22 protein-coding genes are annotated in these 21998 nt (G+C 55.6%); 6 read left to right on the forward strand and 16 right to left on the reverse strand.

Going from position 1 to position 21998, the window contains the following annotated elements:
- The first annotated feature begins 515 nt into the window (after nucleotides 1-515).
- On the forward strand, nucleotides 516-1712 hold the full coding sequence (locus RBH20_RS20455) for a Cdc6/Cdc18 family protein (RefSeq protein ID WP_004966346.1): 1197 nt from the start codon (nucleotides 516-518) through the stop codon (nucleotides 1710-1712).
- Nucleotides 1713-1857: 145 nt separating this feature from the next.
- On the opposite strand, the gene RBH20_RS20460 is transcribed toward RBH20_RS20455, so the two are convergent.
- Nucleotides 1858-2880, reverse strand: a complete 1023-nt coding sequence (locus tag RBH20_RS20460) for a tyrosine-type recombinase/integrase (protein ID WP_306712156.1) — start codon at nucleotides 2878-2880, stop codon at nucleotides 1858-1860.
- 353 nt (nucleotides 2881-3233) lie between these two features.
- Here RBH20_RS20460 and RBH20_RS20465 point away from each other — a divergent pair, with 353 nt between their 5' ends.
- Nucleotides 3234-4973: a transposase gene (locus RBH20_RS20465; protein WP_306712288.1), complete on the forward strand. Its 1740-nt coding sequence runs from the start codon at nucleotides 3234-3236 to the stop codon at nucleotides 4971-4973.
- A gap of 390 nt (nucleotides 4974-5363) precedes the next feature.
- Here the strand turns inward: RBH20_RS20465 and RBH20_RS20470 are convergent, their stop codons facing one another.
- From RBH20_RS20470 to RBH20_RS20480, 3 genes are all read right to left on the reverse strand, one after another.
- Entirely contained in the window at nucleotides 5364-7040 is a 1677-nt protein-coding gene (locus RBH20_RS20470; protein ID WP_306712158.1) for a transposase, read from the reverse strand.
- 131 nt (nucleotides 7041-7171) lie between these two features.
- On the reverse strand, nucleotides 7172-7882 hold the full coding sequence (locus tag RBH20_RS20475; RefSeq protein ID WP_306712160.1) for a hypothetical protein: 711 nt from the start codon (nucleotides 7880-7882) through the stop codon (nucleotides 7172-7174).
- A 168-nt stretch (nucleotides 7883-8050) separates the two neighbouring features.
- Nucleotides 8051-8566, reverse strand: a complete 516-nt coding sequence (locus RBH20_RS20480) for a hypothetical protein (protein ID WP_306712162.1) — start codon at nucleotides 8564-8566, stop codon at nucleotides 8051-8053.
- Nucleotides 8567-8873: 307 nt separating this feature from the next.
- Here RBH20_RS20480 and RBH20_RS20485 point away from each other — a divergent pair, with 307 nt between their 5' ends.
- From RBH20_RS20485 to RBH20_RS20500, 4 genes are read left to right on the forward strand one after another with little or no spacing between them, the layout of a single operon-like run.
- Nucleotides 8874-9224 (forward strand): hypothetical protein, encoded by a 351-nt coding sequence (locus RBH20_RS20485; protein ID WP_306712164.1) that lies wholly within the window; start codon nucleotides 8874-8876, stop codon nucleotides 9222-9224.
- A 5-nt stretch (nucleotides 9225-9229) separates the two neighbouring features.
- Complete coding sequence (locus RBH20_RS20490) at nucleotides 9230-10099, forward strand: FAD:protein FMN transferase (RefSeq protein ID WP_306712166.1); 870 nt, start codon at nucleotides 9230-9232, stop codon at nucleotides 10097-10099.
- A complete protein-coding gene (locus tag RBH20_RS20495) occupies nucleotides 10083-10370 on the forward strand; it encodes a hypothetical protein (RefSeq protein ID WP_306712169.1) in 288 nt (95 codons plus the stop codon). Before RBH20_RS20490 ends, RBH20_RS20495 begins: the two co-directional genes overlap by 17 nt.
- Nucleotides 10370-10912 carry a hypothetical protein gene (locus tag RBH20_RS20500; RefSeq protein WP_306712171.1) on the forward strand — a complete coding sequence of 181 codons (543 nt, stop codon included), beginning with the start codon at nucleotides 10370-10372 and terminating at the stop codon, nucleotides 10910-10912. Before RBH20_RS20495 ends, RBH20_RS20500 begins: the two co-directional genes overlap by 1 nt.
- Here the strand turns inward: RBH20_RS20500 and RBH20_RS20505 are convergent.
- From RBH20_RS20505 to RBH20_RS20560, 12 genes are all read right to left on the reverse strand, one after another.
- Nucleotides 10909-11430, reverse strand: a complete 522-nt coding sequence (locus RBH20_RS20505; RefSeq protein WP_306712173.1) for a metalloregulator ArsR/SmtB family transcription factor — start codon at nucleotides 11428-11430, stop codon at nucleotides 10909-10911. The genes RBH20_RS20500 and RBH20_RS20505 overlap by 4 nt on opposite strands.
- A gap of 3 nt (nucleotides 11431-11433) precedes the next feature.
- Nucleotides 11434-11721, reverse strand: coding sequence for a hypothetical protein (locus RBH20_RS20510; RefSeq protein WP_306712175.1), 288 nt, complete (start codon nucleotides 11719-11721; stop codon nucleotides 11434-11436).
- A gap of 337 nt (nucleotides 11722-12058) precedes the next feature.
- A complete protein-coding gene (locus tag RBH20_RS20515; RefSeq protein WP_306712177.1) occupies nucleotides 12059-13735 on the reverse strand; it encodes a transposase in 1677 nt (558 codons plus the stop codon).
- 174 nt (nucleotides 13736-13909) lie between these two features.
- Nucleotides 13910-14482, reverse strand: coding sequence for an MFS transporter (locus RBH20_RS20520; RefSeq protein ID WP_306712179.1), 573 nt, complete (start codon nucleotides 14480-14482; stop codon nucleotides 13910-13912).
- A 403-nt stretch (nucleotides 14483-14885) separates the two neighbouring features.
- Entirely contained in the window at nucleotides 14886-15701 is an 816-nt protein-coding gene (locus tag RBH20_RS20525; RefSeq protein WP_306712181.1) for an IS5 family transposase, read from the reverse strand.
- 16 nt (nucleotides 15702-15717) lie between these two features.
- A complete protein-coding gene (locus RBH20_RS20530; protein ID WP_306712183.1) occupies nucleotides 15718-16221 on the reverse strand; it encodes an MFS transporter in 504 nt (167 codons plus the stop codon).
- A gap of 150 nt (nucleotides 16222-16371) precedes the next feature.
- Nucleotides 16372-17148, reverse strand: coding sequence for a sugar phosphate isomerase/epimerase (locus tag RBH20_RS20535; RefSeq protein WP_306712185.1), 777 nt, complete (start codon nucleotides 17146-17148; stop codon nucleotides 16372-16374).
- Nucleotides 17145-18311, reverse strand: coding sequence for an alpha-D-ribose 1-methylphosphonate 5-triphosphate diphosphatase (locus RBH20_RS20540; protein ID WP_306712187.1), 1167 nt, complete (start codon nucleotides 18309-18311; stop codon nucleotides 17145-17147). The genes RBH20_RS20535 and RBH20_RS20540 overlap by 4 nt, the downstream gene beginning before the upstream one ends.
- Nucleotides 18308-19036 carry a phosphonate C-P lyase system protein PhnL gene (gene phnL, locus RBH20_RS20545; protein WP_306712189.1) on the reverse strand — a complete coding sequence of 243 codons (729 nt, stop codon included), beginning with the start codon at nucleotides 19034-19036 and terminating at the stop codon, nucleotides 18308-18310. The genes RBH20_RS20540 and phnL overlap by 4 nt, the downstream gene beginning before the upstream one ends.
- A 3-nt stretch (nucleotides 19037-19039) precedes the next feature.
- Nucleotides 19040-19870: an ATP-binding cassette domain-containing protein gene (locus RBH20_RS20550; protein WP_306712191.1), complete on the reverse strand. Its 831-nt coding sequence runs from the start codon at nucleotides 19868-19870 to the stop codon at nucleotides 19040-19042.
- The gene (locus RBH20_RS20555; protein ID WP_306712194.1) at nucleotides 19867-20874 is read right to left on the reverse strand and encodes an alpha-D-ribose 1-methylphosphonate 5-phosphate C-P-lyase PhnJ; all 1008 of its coding nucleotides are present in this window, start codon (nucleotides 20872-20874) and stop codon (nucleotides 19867-19869) included. Before RBH20_RS20555 ends, RBH20_RS20550 begins: the two co-directional genes overlap by 4 nt.
- Nucleotides 20867-21997 carry a carbon-phosphorus lyase complex subunit PhnI gene (locus RBH20_RS20560; RefSeq protein WP_306712196.1) on the reverse strand — a complete coding sequence of 377 codons (1131 nt, stop codon included), beginning with the start codon at nucleotides 21995-21997 and terminating at the stop codon, nucleotides 20867-20869. The genes RBH20_RS20555 and RBH20_RS20560 overlap by 8 nt, the downstream gene beginning before the upstream one ends.
- Nucleotide 21998: the final 1 nt, after the last annotated feature.

The raw sequence follows: 21998 nt of genomic DNA on the forward strand, positions 1-21998 counted from the left end.
TATGCGAGGTCATGTTTGTACACCCCTCATTGCCGCTGTAAGTGAATAGGTAAAGCAGCCACAGCGTGTTACCATATCAAGTTGATAACTCCGCGTAGCCACTAAATTAGGACAGGCATCATCAGTTTTATTATGATCTATGCTGTTTGGTACCATACCACGCTTTAGCGTACTAAAATAACGACGCTTTAGCGTCGGTAGCGTGAAATACCGGTTTTCACCCCTTCTACACAGGATCTGTTCAAGCGCGTGTAGATAGCGTGTAAGTATGCTATCACTCATTATTGTGCCCGCTTTCATCTGGAAACTCATCTCAACTGTTACAGCGGCAACACGGGGTGTGGGAGTACTACTACCTTCTAAATTCATACAGTATTCTGGAGTAGAATATCACCAATAGATGAGGACTGAGCGACTGATATACGACTTTTCAAATATAGCATATCAATCTTACCTGTTTTACAGCGGCAAGGTGGTGGACAATATTAATATGAAGTCCATGAGATTGTGTTGGTATGAATGAGTCTGAGTCGTTCTTCGGCAATCCAGATCCAATCTTTGCTGACAAGGAACTCCTTAGAGTGAGCCACCTTCCGGAGAGTGACCGGATAATCGGACGCGACACTGAACTTCGAAAGCTCGCTAATGCTATCAAAGACGCCCAGCGGGGAGACACCCCGAACAACGTATTGGTTTACGGAAAAACGGGTACGGGCAAAAGCCTGTGTTCAAAGTATATAACTCGCGATCTCACTGAGGCGGCCGCCGACAACGGTGTCAAAATCGGCGTCGCATACGTGGACTGTTTCCAAGAATCAACTGAGACACAGACAGTCCGCACAATTGCTCAAGCACTCAATAGCCCAGAAGAGACAGAAATAACAGTTCCACATACTGGGGTGAGTACCTCGGACTATTACCGCCGTCTCTGGGATATTCTTGATGCACGGCTGGATGTTGGAATCATTATTCTTGACGAAATAGATAAATTAGAAGGTGACAACGTTCTAATGCAACTGTCACGCGCTGCCGAAGCAGGCAAGGTGACAGAAAGTACTCTTGGTGTGATTGGTATCAGTAACAAAATCCGTTACAAAGACTCTCTCAATGAACGAGTTAAATCAAGCCTGTCGGAACGAGACTTCGTTTTCCCACCGTATGATGCGAACCAGCTCCGTGAGATCCTCAAATCTCGTTCCGATGCTTTTCGTGAGGATGTTCTAGATGAAGATGTTATCCCGAAAGTAGCAGCACTCGCGGCGAAGGAACATGGAGACGCGCGCAAGGCAATCGATATCCTCCGATATGCAGGGGAGATTGCCGACGAACACGACGATGATACAGTAAAAATCGAATATGTTGATGAGGCGCATGACCGTGAAGAGCAGGCTAGACTTTCTGAGCTTATTGCCAAGCAGCCAGAACACTCAAAACACCTGTTACAGTCGCTTGCGTTACAAGTACAGGATACGTCAGGTGAGAACCCTCCAATCCCAACGAAAAGCGTCTATTCGGTGTATGAACGCCTTTGTGAGAGCAATGGGGTCGATCCACTGAAAGTGCGACGTGTTCGGGATCTACTCTCTGAACTTGCGTTTCTCTCGCTCGTTGAGCAGGAGCGCAAAGGGCGGGGAAAGGGCAAGGGTGCACACACAGTAAACCAACTTGTTGACGACCCTGAAGTTGTGATTAAAGCGTGCAAGTCAGCGTAAATCGCCCGAGGCCAAGCTCTATTCGCCTTGACCACGAGTGAAAATCGCGAATGTGACTGAACCCGTAATTGTGATCTGGGGTGACAGGCACGGATCGCACTCCAGAGCCCGAACTACTCAGCACCCTTTGCAATAGCTGTATCTTTCACTGCTTTCCAATGATATCGTTCGCTTCATCGCGTGTCCGCTTTGCGGCCTCCTGTGCGTAGCCTTTGTGGGTCGTCTCGATAGACTTGTGTCGGAGTACGTCTTGTGCCAGCTGTGGGTTCTCGCGATAGATCTCCCGCCCGAGGCCACGGCGGGCACCGTGTGGCTTCAGTGGCTCCTCGAACTCGTAGTCGGACCACTCGCAGAGTTTGGCGAGGATATCCCGAGCCGACTGCGTTGTGATCGACGGCGTCGGGTCCAGTGCCTTCGCCGCGTTGTCGAGTCTTGGGAAGACGGCCTCATTCTCGTCGGGCTCTCGGAGTTGCTTCCAGCGCCGGAGTGGACGGATAGCGTCATCGAGGATCGGCGCAGACTCGCGGGAACGGTTCTTGCCGAATACTTGCATTGTACCAGCCTCTAAATCGGCGTGACGCCACCGCAGGCCGTTCCGTTCTTCATCATCAGAGACGGCGACCAGTTCTGCACTACGCGCACCGGAGTAGGCGAGGAGGAAGACGAGTGCCTGGTCACGGTAGGCTGCCGTGCGGTCGACGTCGTCGCTTTCGCCGGCGTCGTCGACGCGGGCGGTCGCAGTAGCGCAGATAGCATCGCGGTCGCGTGCCGTCCAGTACTGCTGGTCTGTTTCAGTTTCGTCGGTTGGCAGCGGGCCTTCGGCGTGGTTGGTCTTGGCTGGGTTCGTCGGGATCAGGCCCTCGTAGACGGCCCATGTGAGAAACGAGCGGACGTAGGCGAAGTAGCGACGGGCAGTCTCTGGTGAGATATTGTCTCTGTCGTCGGCCCGGGCAAGGTCACGAGCGTACTGCCGACAAAGGTCGTCGTCGATATCCTCGGGACCGGAGATACCGTGCTGGTCCCGGGACCAAGCTGCAAACTTCCGCAGCACGCTCGCGACGTTCGTTCGGTAGCGCCCGGAGTCGATATCGACTAGTCGTTTCTCGATGGCTACTTCGAGGGCATCACCCCCGGGAGTAGCGTCGTATGCAGGCGGAAGACGATCCATGCTTCCCGTACAGCGGCGGTCCGGGTAAAACTGATGGTGCTTATTAGAGTAATACAAACCTAATCTACGAACCAGAATATCGACGTTTCAGACACTCTGTGTGTGAATATTCGGGCTTTCTGTGTCTGATAAAGTTTATGTGGCTATATCAATCTCGCTCAATTGGGGAGTCACGTTTTCGGGATCTCAAGTTCTACCAACCACTAGCTCACTGATATGTTATTTCGACGGCAGTACCGTAAGACGAGACAGCTATGAGTTCAACAGAGATCTGAACCAGTCGATTTGGCGACCAATGTGACGACTTGAAACCTCTCGGTGACGGGCTCAGAACTACGATGACTTCTGAGCAGATGTCGGCAGGTGACGACGACGCCCCCGCGCTCGCGGGGGCGATCGTCTATCACGCTGGGGAAGTCTGTGAAACCGTGGATCATCTCTGGCGTGTCCTCGGAGAGGTTTCGATTCCAGTTGACGGGCTTACCGACCACCGCCAGCAACACAAGGTCGCAAACGGCACCGAATCGATGGCTCGAGTGTATCTCTATCAGAAGATCTACGACCTCGCCCAGAGCGAGGTCGCAGATCGCCTCGAAAGCCGGCCATCACTCCTGAAGACACTTGATTTGGAGAAGGTACCGTCCCAGCAATCACTCTCGTACGTGTGGGAACAGTTTACCGAACAAACCAAACGGACGCTTAACACCGCAGCTACAGGTATCGCACAAGAAGCCGTTGACAGCGGCGTCGTGTTGGAAGCACGGGTTCCGATTATCCCAGGTGAAGACGATATCGAAGAGGACGGTGACGAACCGACCGCAACACGCGAGCACGTTCGAAAGCAGGGGAACAAAATTGTCGAGCTCGCCCGAAGGCATGCCTTCGGCGAGTTCGACTCTCACAGAGCCGATAACAGAGTCTACGAGGACGAACAGATCCTCGATCTGTTCGCCTCGGCATGCCTCACCCAAGGAAGCGCCCATTCGGAGGGTGAAGCTGGCTGGTTTCTCGACGAGAACGATGCCTGTGACGACTCTACGTTCCTCCGAGTGATCAAGCAGTTCGCAATGCCGGCTGATCAGGAAGTCACTGTCCCACTCCAAAACCAACAGATCGAGGATATCGTTGCGTTTACCGAGGTATTCCGAGAGTATCTCATGGACGCGTTCGACACCGCGACCGAGAATATCCTTCAGACGATTCGGTATGAAGATCCATTCGACGACCGCCACGTCGTGGCGGCCGTCGATTTCACCCACGTCCCCTACCACGTCTGGCCGTGGATCGACAAAGACGACCAGATCCCAAAGTCGACGTACCCGCCTATGGTGAGCGGGTACGTCGACGACGGTGAGTTGAAGCACGGCTACACGTTCGCGACGATCACAATCGTCGGGAACGATGTTCCGATCATTTTGGGGATTGAGGGCGTCAAGGAACACTCAGACTGGGAACCAACTGAGACGCCCGCTGACTCGAAAGCAGACGTCGTTGCGCGTCTGCTTTCGAGAGCCCAGCAGTACGTCGATCTGGACGAAGTTCTGCTGGACGGTGGCTTTTACGCTAGAAACGTCCGTGCAGAGATCAACAGTCGTGGACTGTTATATACGATGCCAGTGCCGAAATACGAGTCAGATTACGAGACGATCAAGCACATCAAGAGCAAAGATGGGGTAGACGCTGCTGTTAACCACGATGTCCCCGTCGGAATCGACGGTGATGTCGATCATACTGCAGAATATCTGTACGTTCCAGCCACCAGTGACGACGCTGACGGTGAGTACGCTGTATTTGTGACGAACCGCGATCACGTCGATCCCGACGAGATCGCTCATGTGACGAACAGCTACAGCCGTCGCTGGGATATCGAAAACCAGTACAAGTCGGTGAAAGCGTACCTCCCGAAGACCTCCTCAACCGACTACCGAGTGCGGTTGTTCAACTTCACGTTCGCAGCGTTACTGTACAATCTGTGGCGGCTCACCGACTTTCTGGTGAAAGTCGGCATAGAGGGAGAAATCAGGTCGCCGCCAGTCGTGACCGCCAGGACGTTCGTCCGGGCGGTCGGTAACTCTCTCCGGAAAGCCGGATAAGAGAGTGATTCAACACCTGTCGCTCGCCTGCGGCAAGCCGCAGGACTCTCGGTCTGAGCACGATATCGGTTGTGCTCTCCCAATCGGTCCGTGACTTCTCGCCAACCGGCGACCAATGCATAGCATCTCCGCGAGAACATCTCAAACTTCGTCTGATTCGACCGCTATTCGTTTGTAGACGCTCTATATCCCGAAAACGTGGGGAGTTGAGACTACAGTGGTTTTAGCGGAGCTGTGATGCGTGGTTTCGGGCGAACTTTCGAGGCGAAACTGCTTCGGATCTACTCTCGATAGTCTTCTCGTGTCGTACTACCAACTAGACCGGTGAATTTCCAAGATCCCCGACAGCGTTGCCACTCAGGAATCCGATTGCCCCGGACAGAGATCTCTCTATCCGATTCCGGTCTCCTTCTTCAGCAGCGTGAGCGTATTGTCGGCCGTCACAATGGGTGAGTGTTCGTACTCACCCGTCAACTCAACCTGCACGAGCAGATCGACAGCTCGCCAGATCGAGTACAACAGGCAAGCGAATGCGAAGTAGAAGAACCGTAGCCCGAAATTCTTCGACGTCGTCGCCGCCATGAACCGCTTTATCGATCTGTACCCGCTCTCGATTTCCCACCGATACCCGTACTCAGTAAGGTGCCCACTCCCGCAATTCGTCATGAACACCGAGTATTGCCGGTGGTCGTCGTGCTCGGAGTCCTCTTTCCGGCGGTAGATCAGCGTCGTCTCGTGCCACTCATTCTTTCCGAGATGGAGTTTCCGGTCGGTCTCGTAGCGGTCCTGACTCCGTTGGAGTAACCGCTTGGCTTGGGCTTTCTCGCTGGTCTGCATCCGCTTGGGAACGACGTAGGAGAGCCCGCGCTGGCTGATCATATCCAAGACGTGCTGGCTATCGAACTCCCTGTCCATCAGCACGTTATCGACGTGGACGAGCTCTTCAGCTGAATCTAGCAAATCATCGACAATTTCTAGTCGTGACTCGCCTTTCCGTACCGGGCGGGCATCGAGGACCAGCGGGACGGCGTTGCCGACTAACTGGACGGTCGCCCACTGGTAAGCATACTCGTCGGTCTTCTCCTTCGTCCCGATGATCTCATCCTCGTGGCCCGTGCGGTTACCTTTGAAAGGATCAGCTTCGGTAATGTCGATCGCGACGATTCCGGCTCGAAAGAACTGCTCTGTCTCCGCAACTTCGTTCAGGAGCTGAGTGATGGCCTGTCGGTACATCGCTCGCACTTGGTCAATCGAGAGGTCTCGAATCTGCTCCCGATGGGCATGCCCCAGCGGCGTCCGATCCCGAGTTGATTCGTAGACGAAACTACGAGCCCCTTCGTTCGCAGCCAGCCGTTCGCGAAGTCCGAGATATGTCTGCAGGCCCCAGTAGGCGTTCTCGTGGATCTCACACCCCTTGCCACGGTCCAGCGAGAACGCCGGGAAGACGACACGGCTGACGTGATCGCTGATCTTCGCTGCTTCTGCCAAAACAGTCTGGTCGTCCGGATCGGTCGCCTCAGACTCGTCATCATAGTACTGGAGCTTCCGTTCCGGGTTACGGGGAACCGCAACACTGGCGTTCTGTGCGTTGATGAGGATCGTCCGAGCCGTTCTCTCGACTGTCTCACGGAGGTCGGCACTGAAGCGCTTGTTCCAACTGCGCCAGAGTGTCGACTGGTCGGGAACGGAATCAAACCCGAGCGAGCGACGGGTTTCTGAGTGTTGCCGGAGATACTCGACGAGCGCGGTTTCGTGGCCCCAGCCGTGTATCTCTTTCAGCAGGAATGCCCTGAAGAGCTGTGGCATCTCGTATTGAGTCGAACCCGGGTACTGGTCGTGGGGACTGAACTCCACGTAGGACAGTGGATACTGACAGACGAACCCCTCAACTGAGTCGTGGGCGTTGTGTTCGAACCAGATCCCCGAGACGGTCCGGATATCCTCTGTGAGCGCTGTCAGTGAACTTTGGTCGTACAGTGGCGTCGAGTCGTAGGCCGGCCAATCAACGTGTGGGCGTTGAGCGATTCGTCGAAAGACATCACGGCGGGAAGTGTCACTCGGAACCACTAGAACTCCATGCCCCTGACTCGTGTACGGACTCCTCTCCACCGAAAGATGTGCGGCACTGTCCGAAACGGGCCAATTCAAACTTTACCGTCATTCCTCTACTATCAGGCTGAGTCGAGACCACGAAAAGGTCAGTCACCGATTGCGGTGATAATGTGGAGAACGAGGACGATAGCAGTGACAACAGTCAGCAAGACGTGTACTCGTCGCCATCGTGAAAAGAGAGTCTCTTTGGTGACGGTCAGCACACGGCCAACGACTGACGGTGTCTCGTCTCCTCGTCCACGCCGGACGACGTGTCGATGTAGATATCGACCGTACAGGCCACTCGCCACCTCTACACCGAGTAAGACAGCAACTGCGAGACCGAGGCCTTCCCACTCTTCGACAGCAATGAAGTGTGGCAGCGTTAGTGCCGTCCCGATGAGAACAATCCACTGGTGTGTCTGTAACTGATACCGACGGTATTGCACCGGCAGGAATCGCTTTCGCTTTGCAAGACTGTACCCGAGGACACCGACGACGAGAAAGACAACGCCGGCTTCAACCACACCGATGTACGGGGCCTCACTCACTTCGCCACCAAGGCCCCACCAATCTCCAATCAGACTAGCGCCTGTCTCATCTTCGTCCGAATCCTCTGCATCTTCACGTTCTTCTTCCTCACCATCCCATTCATCAACGTCCGCAACAGGGGAGAGTGACTGTTCTGTTGCGTCAAGGTTATTTACGACTCCATTTTCACCCGTCGCTGGCGATGCTTCCGTTTGAACAGCGCCGACTCCGCTAACGACCAGAATGAGCACAACGGCGAGACCGACTTGCGATAATCGATTATACATATCCAGCTGTGGGTACGGTATCAAAAAGTGTGTTCGCGTCCAGTCATCGAATCGTATGCGTCCACACAGTATTCTGGCATAATACGAAGGGCTCAACGCAGGTGCCCGGGACTACTGTGCCTGCAGACGGTTACTATACAATAGCGGATAGGTTTGATCCGGTATCAGCTAATCTTCGTCATCATCGTCGGACTGGTCGTCGGAGTCATCATCGTCGGACTGGTCGTCGGAGTCAGAGTCTGAATCAGGATCGCCGGCGTCATCCTCATCAGAGCTTTCGTCACCTTCGTTCTCGTTGGAGCTGTCGTCAGAAACCGCATCCTCTGAATCCGAATTGTCGTCGGTGTCGGTTTCGTTGAGATCGTCGGTGTCGGTTTCGTTGAGATCGTCGGTGTCGGTTTCGTTGAGATCGTCGATATCGATGGTCTCACTTGGGGTGTCGACAGTCAAGCTATCGGATGCACTATCATCCGAAAAGGGCGCTCCGAGCGAATCAAATAGCGATAGTCCGCTGAGTGACTCTATTCCCATCTCACTCGTCCACGTCGTAGTACTGTTCGTTTCCTGATCAGCATCTGCTGTTTGGTTCGCGGGCGCGGCGCTGACGGAACCAGTTGCTGCTGCGCCTGCACTCAATATGAGCAGGGTAGCGAGGGCGATACTGGCTATCTTATTGCGTGGCATCACAATCCCACATAGGTACCGTTTACAAAATAGCGTTCGCGTCCATCTATCGAATCGTCGTACAACCATCGAATCGTTTGCATGCACAGGATTAGACAGAGCACTGATTGCACCGGATGCCTAGTAACCGAGTGACATAGGTTCTCAGAACTTACTTCACGTCCTGAACAGATTCGATAGCTGTACGAACATTCGATGGTTGGACGCGAACGCCTTACTACGGCTGTCTCAACCCTCTATCTGCAATGGCAGAACGCAACGACCGACACGCCGAGGATAGTGGTTCGAAACTGAGAGGTAGCTAATCATGCGCGTTCCCGTCCCGAAGAACACACTCGTCGCCTTCACGCTCGTCGGTGCGCTTCTCACAGCCGGTGTTGCCGGGGCCCTTGCTATTCCCGGTGGGGGACTCGCGCAAGTTGGCGAGCAAGATGACTCACCCGGTTCAACGGCGTCGGATGCAGCACAACAGGCCGCTTCGGATGCGCCGACGCCAAATCAGGAGTTCACCCCAGCAGTCCAGACACAGTCGGGATACGAAGACGAAGAACACGAGGAGTATGAAGAGGACGACGAGGATGAAGAAGACGAAAATGAAGACGACGAGGAAGAATACGAAGAGGAACACGAGGACGAAGAACACGAAGAGGACGAGTGACCGAGATGATGGGATCGCTCGCATCGGTCTACGAACGGTTCGGGGACACCCAACGCGAGTTCGAGTGTTGTGACACGACGTTTCGGATTCAGGCGACGGGCGTTCGGGCCGAGGCTGGGACAACTGCGGCCCGAAAAACGGCTGAATCACTCGAAGCCCAGCTGAACGCCTTCGATGAGGCGAGTGCCGTCAGCCAGCTCAACCGTGAAGGAGAAGTCAGTAACGAACACGTTGCCCAAATCGTTCGCCGTGGAATCGAATACAACGACCGGACCGACGGGGTGTTCGATATTCATCAGGGCCGCGTCGAACACACCCTCAAAACATTCCTGCGCGGTGACAGCGAAACACCACCAACGGAGTTTGATACCGGAACTGTCCGAACCAGCGGGTCGCACGTCACGACCGACGTCGAACTCGACCTGAATGGCCTCGCCAAGGGATACATCGTGGATCGAACCGCCGAGACGCTCACGGGACTCGGCCGATGCGGGTTCGTCAGTGGTGGTGGGGATATGTCTCCACCGACGGGACCGGTCGCCATCGAGAGCCCATACGGTGACGACACACCGCTGAAGATCCTCGACACAGACTGGTATGTCGCAACATCCGGCGGATACCGACGGTCGCGAAACGGCACTGACCACGTCTACGATCCGACCACCGAATCGCTCGGCTCTCGCCATGAATCGGTCACCGTCGTGGCGCACCGAGACTGTATGGAAGCCGACGCCCTGGCGACGACCCTCGCGGCACTCCCACTTGCCAAGGCACGCGAATTAGCATCGGAATGGGAGGGTCTAGAGGCGCTCATCATCCACGATGGCGTCTTTCATACGACAGATGGCTTTGAGACACATGTCTTGGACACATAAGCAACGAATCACTGTCGTGGCGATGGTCGTCTTAGTGGTGGCTGTCCCTGCTCTTTGGCAGATCGGAGACGTGCGTGCCGCCCAAGCGACCGAACAAAAACAAAGCGACCTCGTCGACCAGACCGTTTCGACGAGACAGGCCCCAGCTGATTACGACGGGGATGGTATCAACGACTCCGCCGATAAGTGTCCGACACGACCGGAAAGGAAAAACGGGTTCCAGGACGCGGACGGCTGTCCCGATGTTGTCGAAACGACGGGGGCATCGTAATGTCACAACTCGTCTGGCTCCTCGACCGAGGTGCCGCACTCGTGACGTATCCGGCGTTGTATTTCGCGGTCCTCACGGGTATTCTCTATAACACCGAGTCGTTCGGCGTGCTCCACGAGGGTGCCCGACGTATCCATATTGAACTGTCCGTGTTCGCGATGATCGTCACGTTGCTACACGCGGGACTCGGTGTACTCGATGCATGGTTCGTCGTCACTGGACAGGTTCCGGCGCCGGCATACTCGATGCCGTACTTCCTCGGTGGCGTCATCGTGGGTGCGGGGGCACTGCTCATGCTCGTCGTCGCGGTGCTGGGATTTACTGACGCAAAACGCTTCCAGCGACCGTGGGGGCCACGCGTCGTCCACTCGTTCGCGTACGCTGGGTTCGCGTTCGGGACGATTCACGCGGCCGCAATCGGGACTGATCTGACTGGACTCGTCCGTCCCCTGCTGGGCCCCTCGGTGGCGTTTCTCGTGTACGTGCTCCTGTTGCGCCTGCTGGTGCTTCGAGGGCTCCCATCGAACGCGACCCCGAACTAGTAGCGGTCCCAGAGGCCCAGAATACGGTCGACGACTTTGTCCGTGAACGAGCGCCGGTAAATCGTATAGAGGTAGTTGACGCGATCGGGATCGCTGACCTCGTAGACGACACTTCGGCCGTCGCGCTCTTTCGTCACGAGTTCGGCTTCGGCGAGCTTCGAGAGGTGCCACGAGACGGTCGATTGGGCCTTGTCGATGCGGTCGCTCAGTTCGGTCGTCGAGAGCGGGCCGTCCGCGAGCAGGTGCGCGAGAATACGGCGACTGTACTCTCGTCGCAGCGCGTTCATCACTGCCTGATCGGCTTCGTCGAACTCGGTAGACGGATAGTACCGCGTGTACTTGCCGTCATCCGAGACATCGATCAGGCCCTCGTCAGCGAGCCACCGCAGCTGATACTGGAGCGTCCCCTGCGCGTACTCGAGATCGTCGAGGAGCGCGCGGAAATGAACGCCCGGCGTGTCGGCTATCCGCTGGTAGATCGTCCGCCGGGAGGCCAGTTCGAGGTTCGGATCCGACATTGCTCAGTCCCGCGTCAAAGCGATGAAGAATGCCAGGAGGCCAGCGAGAATTAGGATCGCACTCCCGTGTTCGAGTAATTCCAGGGTAGCGTTCGGGAAATACGGGAGCAACAGATACTCGAGAAACACGATGAGTCCGTAGACGGCGAACATCGCGTATCCGAGCGTGACGATCCGCATACGAACATCACGTTCCCGTCGCCACGCAAGGAAGCTAAGGACGCTGAGCCCTGCAGCGAGGACGAAGATGCCCAGACTGATGTACTGTTCGAGGATTTGAGCGAGTGGCATAGGTTACTGTCTGTACATACGGCCTGCGACGTGCTCGGCGATCGATACAACTCAACCGAGGGGGGTAGCGGGGAAAACAATTGGCGTTCAACCGTCGAATCTAATCCTATGCATTGAGAGGGCCGGTCTCAACTACTGTCTGCGTTTGGAAGTTGAGACTACGTGCGTTATAGAGGCGCTGTGATGCGCGATATTTGTGGATGTGGTTCGTTGGAACGCTCGCGAATCGCTTCACAGCTGCTTGTTCCTGCTATGATCACGACGAGGAACTGATCTCCTGAGTCGCCCGCCAGTGTCGCCACTGGGAAATCGCGTTCAATCGGAGTAAGGGGCTTCCCTAGCCGATTCCCGTCTCTTTCTTGAGCAACGTCAGCGTGTTATCTGCTGTCACAATGGGCGAATGTTCGTACTCACCAGTCAGTTCGACCTGGACGAGCAGATCGACTGCCCGCCAGATCGAGTACAGGAGACACGCGAATGCGAAGTAGAAGAACCGTAGCCCGAAATCCTTCGACGTCGTCGCGGCCATGAATCGCTTGATCGATTTGTAGCCACTCTCAATCTCCCACCGGTACCCGTACTCGGTGAGGTGTCCGCTGCCTCGATTCGCCATGAACACCGAGTACTGCCGGTGATCGTCATGCTCGGAGTTCTCTTTCCGACGATAGATTAGCGTCGTCTCGTGCCACTCGTTCTTCCCAAGATGGAGCTTCCGGTCGGTTTCGTATCTGTCCTGACCCCGTTGGAACAACCGCTTTGCTTGGGCTTTCTCGCTTGTCTGCATCCGCTTCGGAACCACGTACGAGAGCCCGCGCTGACTAATCATCTCCAACACGTGCTGGCTATCGAACTCCCGGTCCATCAGCACTTTATCGACGTGAACGAGGTCCTGGGCCGAGTCGAGGAGATCCTCGACGATTTCTTTCCGTGACTCACCCCGTCGGACTGGCCGCGCATCCAGTACGATGGGAACGGCGTTCCCGACCAGTTGGATCGTCGCCCACTGATAGGCGTACTCGTCGGTGTTCTCTTTCGTCCCAATTATTTCGTCCTCGTTGCCCGTTCTATCCCCGGTGAAAGGGTCGGCTTCGGTGATGTCGATGGCGACGATCCCTGCGCGGAAGAACTGCTCTGTCCCCGCGACTTCGGTCAGAAGCCGCTTGACAGTCTGCCGGTACATCTTCCTTATCTCCGCGATGGTAAGGTTACGAATCTGTTCTCGATGAGCGTGACCCAACGGCGTCCGGTCCCGATCCGATTCGTAAACAAAGCTTCGAGCACCCTCGTTGGCGGCCAGATTCTCACGGAGCCCTAGATACGTCTGTAAGCTCCAGTAGGCGTTCTCATGGATCTCGCAGCCCTCGCCACGGTTCAGTGAGAACGCGGGGAAGACGACGTGGCTGACATAGTCAGTAATTTCCTCAGCTTGTTTTAGGACTAATTGATCGTCGGGCTCTGAGTCCTCACGATCGTCGTCATGGTACTGAAGCTTTCGATCCGGTTCACGTGGAACCGCGACACCCGCATTCTGAGCTTTGATGAGAATCGTTTGAGCTGTGGTCTCGACGGTCTCTTGGAGATCAGCAGTGAAGCGGTGGTGCCAGCTCCGCCACAGTGTGGACTGGTTCGGAACCGATCCCAGGCCGATCTGTTCGCAGAGATTGGGGTGGTGGGTGAGGTATTCGACGAGGGTGGTCTCATGGTTCCAGCCGTGGCATTCTTTCAGCAGGAACAGCCGAAATAGCGTCTCCATTTTGTAGCTTGTCGACTCTGCGTAACGGTCGTGTGCATCGAACTGGACGTATGCCAGCGGCAATGCGCGAACGAATGGTTCGACGGTCTCGTGTTCATTCTGGTTGAACCACGCTTCTGCGACAACGCGGACGTCCGATTTCAGCGCTGGGAGGGATGACCGATCGAATAGTGGGGTAGAATCATACGTTGGCCAGTCGACGTAGGATTGCTGGGCGATCTGGCGGAAGACAGCATAACGAGTCTCACAGGTTGGTGCCACTACGAGACGCTAGACACGACACGGCCAAGAACTCCTTCTCTTCGACAGACAACCAAGGGAACATACTACAGATACCGTCCACATCCCAAAGTAATATAATCTCAACATTTTTATTTTCTGAATGCTTCTCCGTTACCATACCCTAGATCTCCCCGATTTTCTCATACCAGTTACTCAGCGGTTCCGCCTATAGGCAAGGATGGTAACCGATAGTAATCCAAACAACGCCCCAACAGCTAGCGTCGGAAACGCGAGGGCATATCCACTACGGTCAAGCGCGAAACCGAACACGACCGGAGAGACGACCGTAGTGGAAAACCCAGCCAAGGACTGGATAGAGAGGGCCTTTCCAACATGGTCGTCTGCAACGACCTCCGTTACGAGCGTTGATGTTGGGGCGCTATCCACAGAAATAATGAATCCATAGCACAAAGTCACTAAAATTAGTATCATAAACGGAAGCGACCCCAATCCCCCAAAACCCGCACTCAGCACAACACCGCCTCCAAGACCCACTGCGATGGTGCGAAGTCGTCCTATGCGGTCACTGAGCAACCCACCTGCAATATTACCGAATCCACCCATAATGATCGTCCCACCGACAACGAGGCCAGGAGCGATGGCTGACCCGACAGTTGCGAAGGCTGAAGACGTGATCAAAAAGGGTAATAACCAATTTCTGAGCCCGAACAGTTCCCAGTTGTGCCATGAGTAGGCGCTGACTGCGGCGAGGAAGTCGCGGTTCAAAAATAATGACCGGTCGAATATGACTGTATCAGACGATTTCCGGTCCGGATTGTCCCGTGTAAATCCCAAAATTAAGGGTGCAACAAATAACGCGCCAATGCTGGTGGCGGCGATGGCAAGTCGCCAGTTGACGGCCTCTGCGGCTACTGTTGCAAATACAAACGATAAACCACTACCCAGTTTGCTCCGTTGATCGCAAGACGGCTGCCGTATTGAGAAACTGATATGCTAAATTCTGCGCGTAGAAGCGTCAGCAATCCAGATTCTCAAACACATATTCCGCATGTTGAGAGAATCAAAGCCGTTTCGAACTATCAGAACTGTGTTATATTCTTGGGAGGTTCAGATAGATGACAGCGATACCTCTAAAACATACATTCGAAGAAGGAGCGGGCGGCGAGGCTCAGCTCGCCGCCCGCGATAGGTTGTGCACGATGCACTTACGAGTGAGCTCCCGGAACTGGCCGTGCCACGTTCGGGAGCGTAACCGTTCTCCGTCCTTCTTGAGCATGGAGAACGCTGTCTCACTCATTGTTCGCTGGTTGTACGTATCATCGTCAATTCGGGCGTTATGAGCCTTCTTTAGTCCATTGTGTTCTTTGTGTTTGATCACTGGCCGCGTATTTCCTTCGCGGCATTCGCCACGAAAATACCCCCACGAATAGTTCGCATCCGCCAGTAGCTCTTGCAGGTCATCGGCGTTGCGCCGATAGACCTGCAGCCCAATGTGGCCGTCCCATTTCCGTTTCGTGGTGAAATGGGCGTCTCTAATGGCTAATGTGTCCGTATCGACCAGTACGGTAGTCTTGATTTTCTGGAATGAAAAGTCGGCTCGGGTACGATAGTAGCAACTTGTCTGATCTCGCTGGAAGCCGCTGGCATCAATAGCTGCGGTTCCTGACCAGCCAGCCTGCTGCGCGCTTCGGCGCAGCAGGCTTCGAAGCTCTCGCATTGAAACATTCTGCTCCCATCGGCAGAGTGTCGTGTGGTCCGGCGTTTTCGATAGTTTGAGCTCTTCATGAAGTGGTTTGGAGTCGTGAAACCACGCCTCTGTCTCTCGAAAGCTCTTGTTGAGCTCTGTGTGCAGGAGAATGAGAGTGATCTGTACCCACTCAGCGAACCCGCTGTCGCCAGTCGGCGCAGCGGGTTCATCTGGATTGTCAACGTGCTCTTTGGCAAGATGCTTACACTGTCGTATGGTTGATCGCTTCGACCTCATATCGCCAGACAGCGCCCTATTCCTTACGAGTTTCACGAAAACCAAACGCAGAAGGACTGAAACTACCGTCAATTAGCGGTGCAACGAGGCAACCCAGTTCGAAGGTTCCAATATAGAGACCGAGTGCTCGACCTCTTGTGGATTCGGAGTACCAGCCACTGATGAATCGCATACCTGGAATGTAGACGCCTGCGATGAACACACCTGATACAAACCGCAGGATGGTACCGACAACAACGTCATCGGCCACTCCGGCGAACACGAGACTTGGTATTGCAGTTCCAACAGAACCGATTGCGATTACCCAGCGTGGTGAATACTGGTCGGAGAGCCATCCTGCTGGGACAATCGCAACGAGATAGCCAGCCTGGAAGGCAGCGAAGACGACTCCTGCTTCTGTACTGGAGAGTTCCCACTCCTCAACAACGAACGGGAGTACAGCCGAGTAATTGAACCACACGAGAACAGAAAGGAACAACGCGACGGACGTAACCACGAGAGCACGAGTAGAGTTCTGCATCAAGGACACCCAGGCCGGATCTCACTTGCAGACGTGAGCCCCAGCCCAACCGACGTGGACGAGCAGATGATTAAATCATAGACAGGCCACAGAGCCACTCGTAACGATGATTCCAACATTAATATGAGGAGAAGATTCTTAACGGGAGGTCTAATTGGTCGCGCCAGGACGGACACACTGAGCGATATCAGCCGTGTCTTTCATTTCGAATACAAATGTGTCAGCTGGGATAGCGTCCACGAGATGCTTATACTCCGTCAAGGGTTCGTGTGTGTCCTCGTTCCCATCGTTATCGTGCAGGTGACAAATGTGTATTCGGTCCCCGAACTGGTCTACGAACTCTTGCCAGTGTTCACCGTTCGCTTTCGCGTGCCCGATATCGAGAGTGACCTGGAGCGTTTCAGCTGAGACAGGGACCTCTGCAAGCGTCTTGGCGAGGGTCGTTGGCGTGGTCGTATAGCGATGTTTCGCATCGTTTCGAGGCTGATTCTCCAAGCAGAGTGGGACTCCGACGTCGTCAGCGTATTCGGCGCATTCGACTAGTGAGCGATGTGCATTTGCAGCCGCCTCTTGACGAACCCACTTTGGGTAGCGATGCGGAACCGAGCCGCCATGGAGGACAACTCCTTCGGCGTCTGCGGCAAGTGCATCGTCAAGCGTGTCTCGGACCTGATCGACGCTTGCTTCCCGGATAGCATCGTTGAAGCTGCCAATATTCCAGTCCCTGAACGGTGCGTGGTACGTCACAGAGATGTCGTACTGTTCGGCCAACTCGCCGACTGCGGCAGCCGACGGTGCGTCGGGGTGTCCTTCGAGATACTCACGCTTGAGTTCGATGTGGTTCAGACCTAATGAGGTGATTAGTTCGATGAACTCTTCGACCGACTCCTCGAACCGAACGTCCATTGCGGCCCCAAGTCGAGTCATTGCGTACCCTCCGCGTGGAAGACTGGGTCCCCGGCGACGAACGCACGGACCACTGTCGGCGTCGGTTCTTCGTCGACTACCACGAGATCAGCCCGGGCATCCTCGATAATCCGCCCTCTATCTGTCAGTCCAACGGCTTCGGCCGGATTCTTTGTGACGCGGGCGACTCGGGTCGGAAGCGGTTCTCCTGTGTCGACGAACGGCGCCGCCAGAAGCGACATCGGATAGTAATCCGCGACCAATGCGTCGACTGCGTCGGCGTCTATCGCATCTGCTGTTCGGAGGTTCCCCCACTGGCTCTCGCCACGGACGAGATTCGGTGCCCCCATTGTGACAGTCATCCCGAGGTCGTGGGCTCGCTGTGCTGTCTCGATCGTAATCGGGTACTCACTTATGTCGACACCGACATCGTCGAGGTGTTCGACCTCACCGGCATTTTCGTCGTCATGTGACGCTACGGGGATATTATGACGCGTGGCCGTCGAGACAATGTCGGTCACTCGGTCACGTATCGTCTCGACATTCGGCCGCTGACGCCGCTGAATTATGTTTTCTATCTCCTCAGCCGAGTGATCGCGTGAGCCCTGGTAGTACTGACGGAACGCCTCCTCGTCCTCGAACTGTCCTTTTCCTGGTACATGGCTCATCACCGAGACGAGGCTCACCGTTTCGTCATTGATGACAGCATTCACCGCGTCGACTGACTCCTCCTGTGTTACTTCACACCGAGCGTGGATTCGGTGATCGGCTATGAGGTCGTCGGAGTCTCGGACGGCAGCCGTAATTTCTGACGCTATTTCAGGTGACCGATCGGCCTCGTGATCGACCTCGAAGGAGATCGCGTGGAACTTCGTCGTGATTCCGGCTGCGACGTTCGCACGGTCACTTGCAGCCAAGGCGAGTCCCGTGTCCATACGTGCCCCTGACCGCGGATACAGTTCGGTTTCGATGTCGTCGCCGTGGAGGTCGATCAGTCCGGGGAGTACCAAACACCCTTCGGCGTCGATACGCTGATCTGCCTGACGGTCGACATCGCCGATGCCGGCGAGGCGGTCACCCTCAATTCGGATTGCTCCTTCGATGATATCAGTGGGCGTAACGATGCGTGCGTTTTTAATGACCCTCGTCGCGGTCGACATCTGATCGTCGTATTGGCTACTCATACTACCACCCCCTGATACTCGTCCACGTCTACGATGCGTTGTAGCTGTGCCTGGTCGACGACGACGACACGGTCTGCCACTGCCTCGACGACGTCAGCGTTGTGGAAGACACCGATAACGGTGGTGCCGTCATCAAGTGCGTCACGAAGGAGCTCGATCGCGGCTTCCCGGGTATCCGGGTCGAGGGCACTGGTCGGTTCATCGAGTAACAGGAGGTCTGGATCTGTGGCCAGCGCCTGCGCGAGATTTACTCGTTGTCGTTCGCCACCACTGAAGGTCGCAGGATACGCTTCCCACAGTTCCGACGGCAACTGTAACCGGGAGAGTAGCTCTTCTGCACGTTGACGGGCGGCGTCGGTGGCCATTCCCTGCTCACGGAGTGGACGAGCGACAACATCGACTGCCGGTACCCGAGGAATCTCTGTGAGGAACTGGGAAGTGTACCCGATGGCGTTCTCACGGAGTCGGAGAACCTCGCGCTCGTCACAGGTCGCCAGATCGACCTCATCGCCGCCGTTCTGATAGAGGATCGATCCACTCGACGGTTCGTAGGTTCGATAAATGCATTTTAGCAGTGACGACTTTCCGCTGCCGGATTCACCGACGACGGCGACGAACTCTCCATCGTCGACTGTGAATGAGATGTCGTCTAGACCGACGACTTGCTTATGGTCCAGAATGTGCATCTCGAAAGTCTTGCTCAGGTTCTCGATTGATAGTACCATTCTTTATATCACCGAATTGATCAGCATCTGCGTGTATTCGTGGTGTGGGTCTTCCATAATGCGGTCAGTGAGACCGGACTCAATGACGCGTCCGTGACGCATCACGAGCGTCCGATCGGCCAGTAACCGAACCACTTCGAGGTCGTGTGAGACGACGATCGCAGCCACATCTTGCTCGCGTTGGATACGTCGGAACGTATCTAGGACCTGTGCTTGGACACTCACGTCCAGCCCTGTCGTCGGCTCGTCGAGGACGACGAGTTCGGGATTGGTAGCGAGTGCACGAGCAATCTGGACACGCCGTTTCATCCCACCAGAGTAGGTGTGTGTCGGGTCGTCCATTCGGTCGACCGGAACTTCCGTTTCCTCGAACAATTCTCGGACACGGGTTCGGACATCTTCGTAATTACGCCATCCGGCAGCGAGGAGCTTCTCTGCGACGTTCCCACCGCCGGAAAACTCCAGTTGGAGCCCGTCACGAATGTGCTGGTGGACGAGACTAATGTGGTCGTTACGCAAGCGCTGTCGCGTCTGGTAGTCGGCCTGTAGCAGGTTTCCGTCGTACTGTTCGTACCGAAGGTCACCGTCGACGGTACCGTCCTCAGCGGGTTCGATCGCGAGCATTTCCGCGAGACTCGACTTGCCCGACCCTGACTCGCCGACGATACCGAGCACTTCGCCCATTTCGACGGTCAGATCGACATCGGCACAGGCGACGATGCTTCCGCATGTCGGACACTGGTTCGTCCCGGCTGCGTCACCGGTTCGACTGATACAGTCCGGACAACCGTCACCGTATCGTTTGGTCAAGCCGTCGGCTTCAAACAGATTCATGCGTCGTCACCTCCCGAATCGCCGGCCGCATCTGGTGTTCCAGGACCCCAGTCAACCCCGTCACTGTCGCACTGGTGGTCTTTGGTGAGATCGGGAGCATCCTGCCGTTTCAGGCAGAACGACGTATCGTTGCACGCATAGACGCGCTGGCCGTCGTCAGTCTCGACTTCGATCAAGAATGTGTCCGTCGATCCGCAGGCGTGACAGCGCGTTTCGGGGAACCGCTCAACCTGAAACTCGCGGTCCTCGAAGGCCAGCGGCTTGATGTCCGTGTGTGGTGGCACGGCGTAGATGCGGGCCTCACGGCCAGCAGCGAACACGAACAGGTTGTCTGCATCGTCCAGTTTGGGAACGTCCCAGCGCGGGATCGGCGACGGATCCATCAGATAGCGCCCGGCGACCATCACCGGGTACCGGGCTGCGATGTTGATTTCGCCGTATTCGACGACGTTTTCATAAAGATGCACCCACATCTTCCCGTAGTTCTTGTGGGCATGTCGACGCCGGTTGGCCGCGTCCGAGCCATCGACCTTTCTGAGAGCGTCCGTGATAGGCACCTGTAATACGAGAATCTGCTCGTCAGTCAGTACTTCCTCGGGGATGCGGTGGCGGGTCTGAATAACGTCTGCGTCTGTGGTATCGGTTGTTGTTTCTACATCTGCGGTGTTAGCGGCTAATCGGCGAATATTTGCCGCGTTGACCGACTCGTCGGAGCCCTGATCGATAACTTTGAACGTATCCTTGGGACCCAGAAGCGACAGTGATGCCTGAATACCCCCGGTACCCCAGCCGCGAGCTAGCGGCATCGGTCGCGATGCGTACGGTACTTGATGGCCCGGGAGTGCAATAGCTTTGAGAAGGGCACGCCGGACCTCGCGTTTCGTGTGTTCGTCCAGGTAGGCGTAGTTGTAGCCCTCCAGTCCGTCACCGTTAAGCGCTTCTAAAGCCGCATCAACCGAATTAACAGAAACTGTCCCGTCGGAAACAGCGTTGTTGTCAGTCATCGGCGTTCACCTCTGAGCTATCCGCGTCGGGTCTGCCTGATTCGGACCCGTTCTTGAGCCCCTTCCGGTCACGAATACCACGAATCCGATCGAGGATCGACTGGAACGTGACGTAGTGGGGGAGTTTGAGGTGTTCGATAAACCCGAAGGAATCCATTCCATCAATCGTGTCGAGGACGAACTCGGGGTCTTCAGCCGGCTCGTCCTCACCATCAAGTTGTATCGACGCGTCCAGAATAGTCATCGAGATTGCTTTGCGCTCGTTACGTCCAAACGTTAACCCGTAACCGAACGCGAACTGCGGATCGTCACGCTTTGCATACACCGGGACAACAGCCTCGCTTTCGCTCACCTCGACTTCGGTAACGGTCACTGAATCTCCAGTGTACGGATGGTCGATTGTCACCGGCAATCGGCCGACCTTGACTTCGGCGAGTGTCGGGTGAACCTGACCGTATCCTCGGAGCGCCGAATAGCCAAGTGCGGTAACGGCGCCGGTTTCACCGCGAGCAAGTTCTTGCAAGATGGTATCACGACTGGCCGGATGTGTCACGGACTCTCGTGTCGTGTCCGTTGGTGAAGATTCGTAGTCGCTATCCGGTTCGTGTACAAGCCCCTCATCACGGAGGAGGTCCATTACGTTCGTCAGCGTCTCGGGAGACTCCTCATCGATATCCCACTCATCCGTCGGATTCACGGATTTGTTGGTTTCAGATTCATCCGCAAGATCAAAATCGAGTAAGCGCTGTGTGTAGTCCTTTGTAGGACCGAGAATCTGTCCGCCCGGGACGTCTTTGTATGCAGGAGAGACCCGCCTGATCGCAAACATTTCGTCTGGATCCACCGGATCTGTTTCCCCCCAACGTTCCAAGGTTGAGCGGTACGCGCGCAACAAGAACGAAGCCTCGACAGTGTCACCCTGAGCCTGTTTCACCGCAAGGGCAGCGAGTCGCGGGGCGTAGAGACCGCTATCGCTCATGACCTGTGCGCTCAGACGCCCAAGCTGTCCCTCAATTTCATCCAAAGAGAGGACTTCACCAGTGGTGTTTAAACGCTGTTTTTCGAACAACTGCTCCGCACGATCGATGAGTTCTTCGCCGGCCTTGACGGCGACGTACCCCATC

The sequence above is a fragment of the Haloarcula sp. H-GB4 genome (assembly GCF_030848575.1).
Taxonomy (GTDB): Archaea; Halobacteriota; Halobacteria; order Halobacteriales; family Haloarculaceae; genus Haloarcula.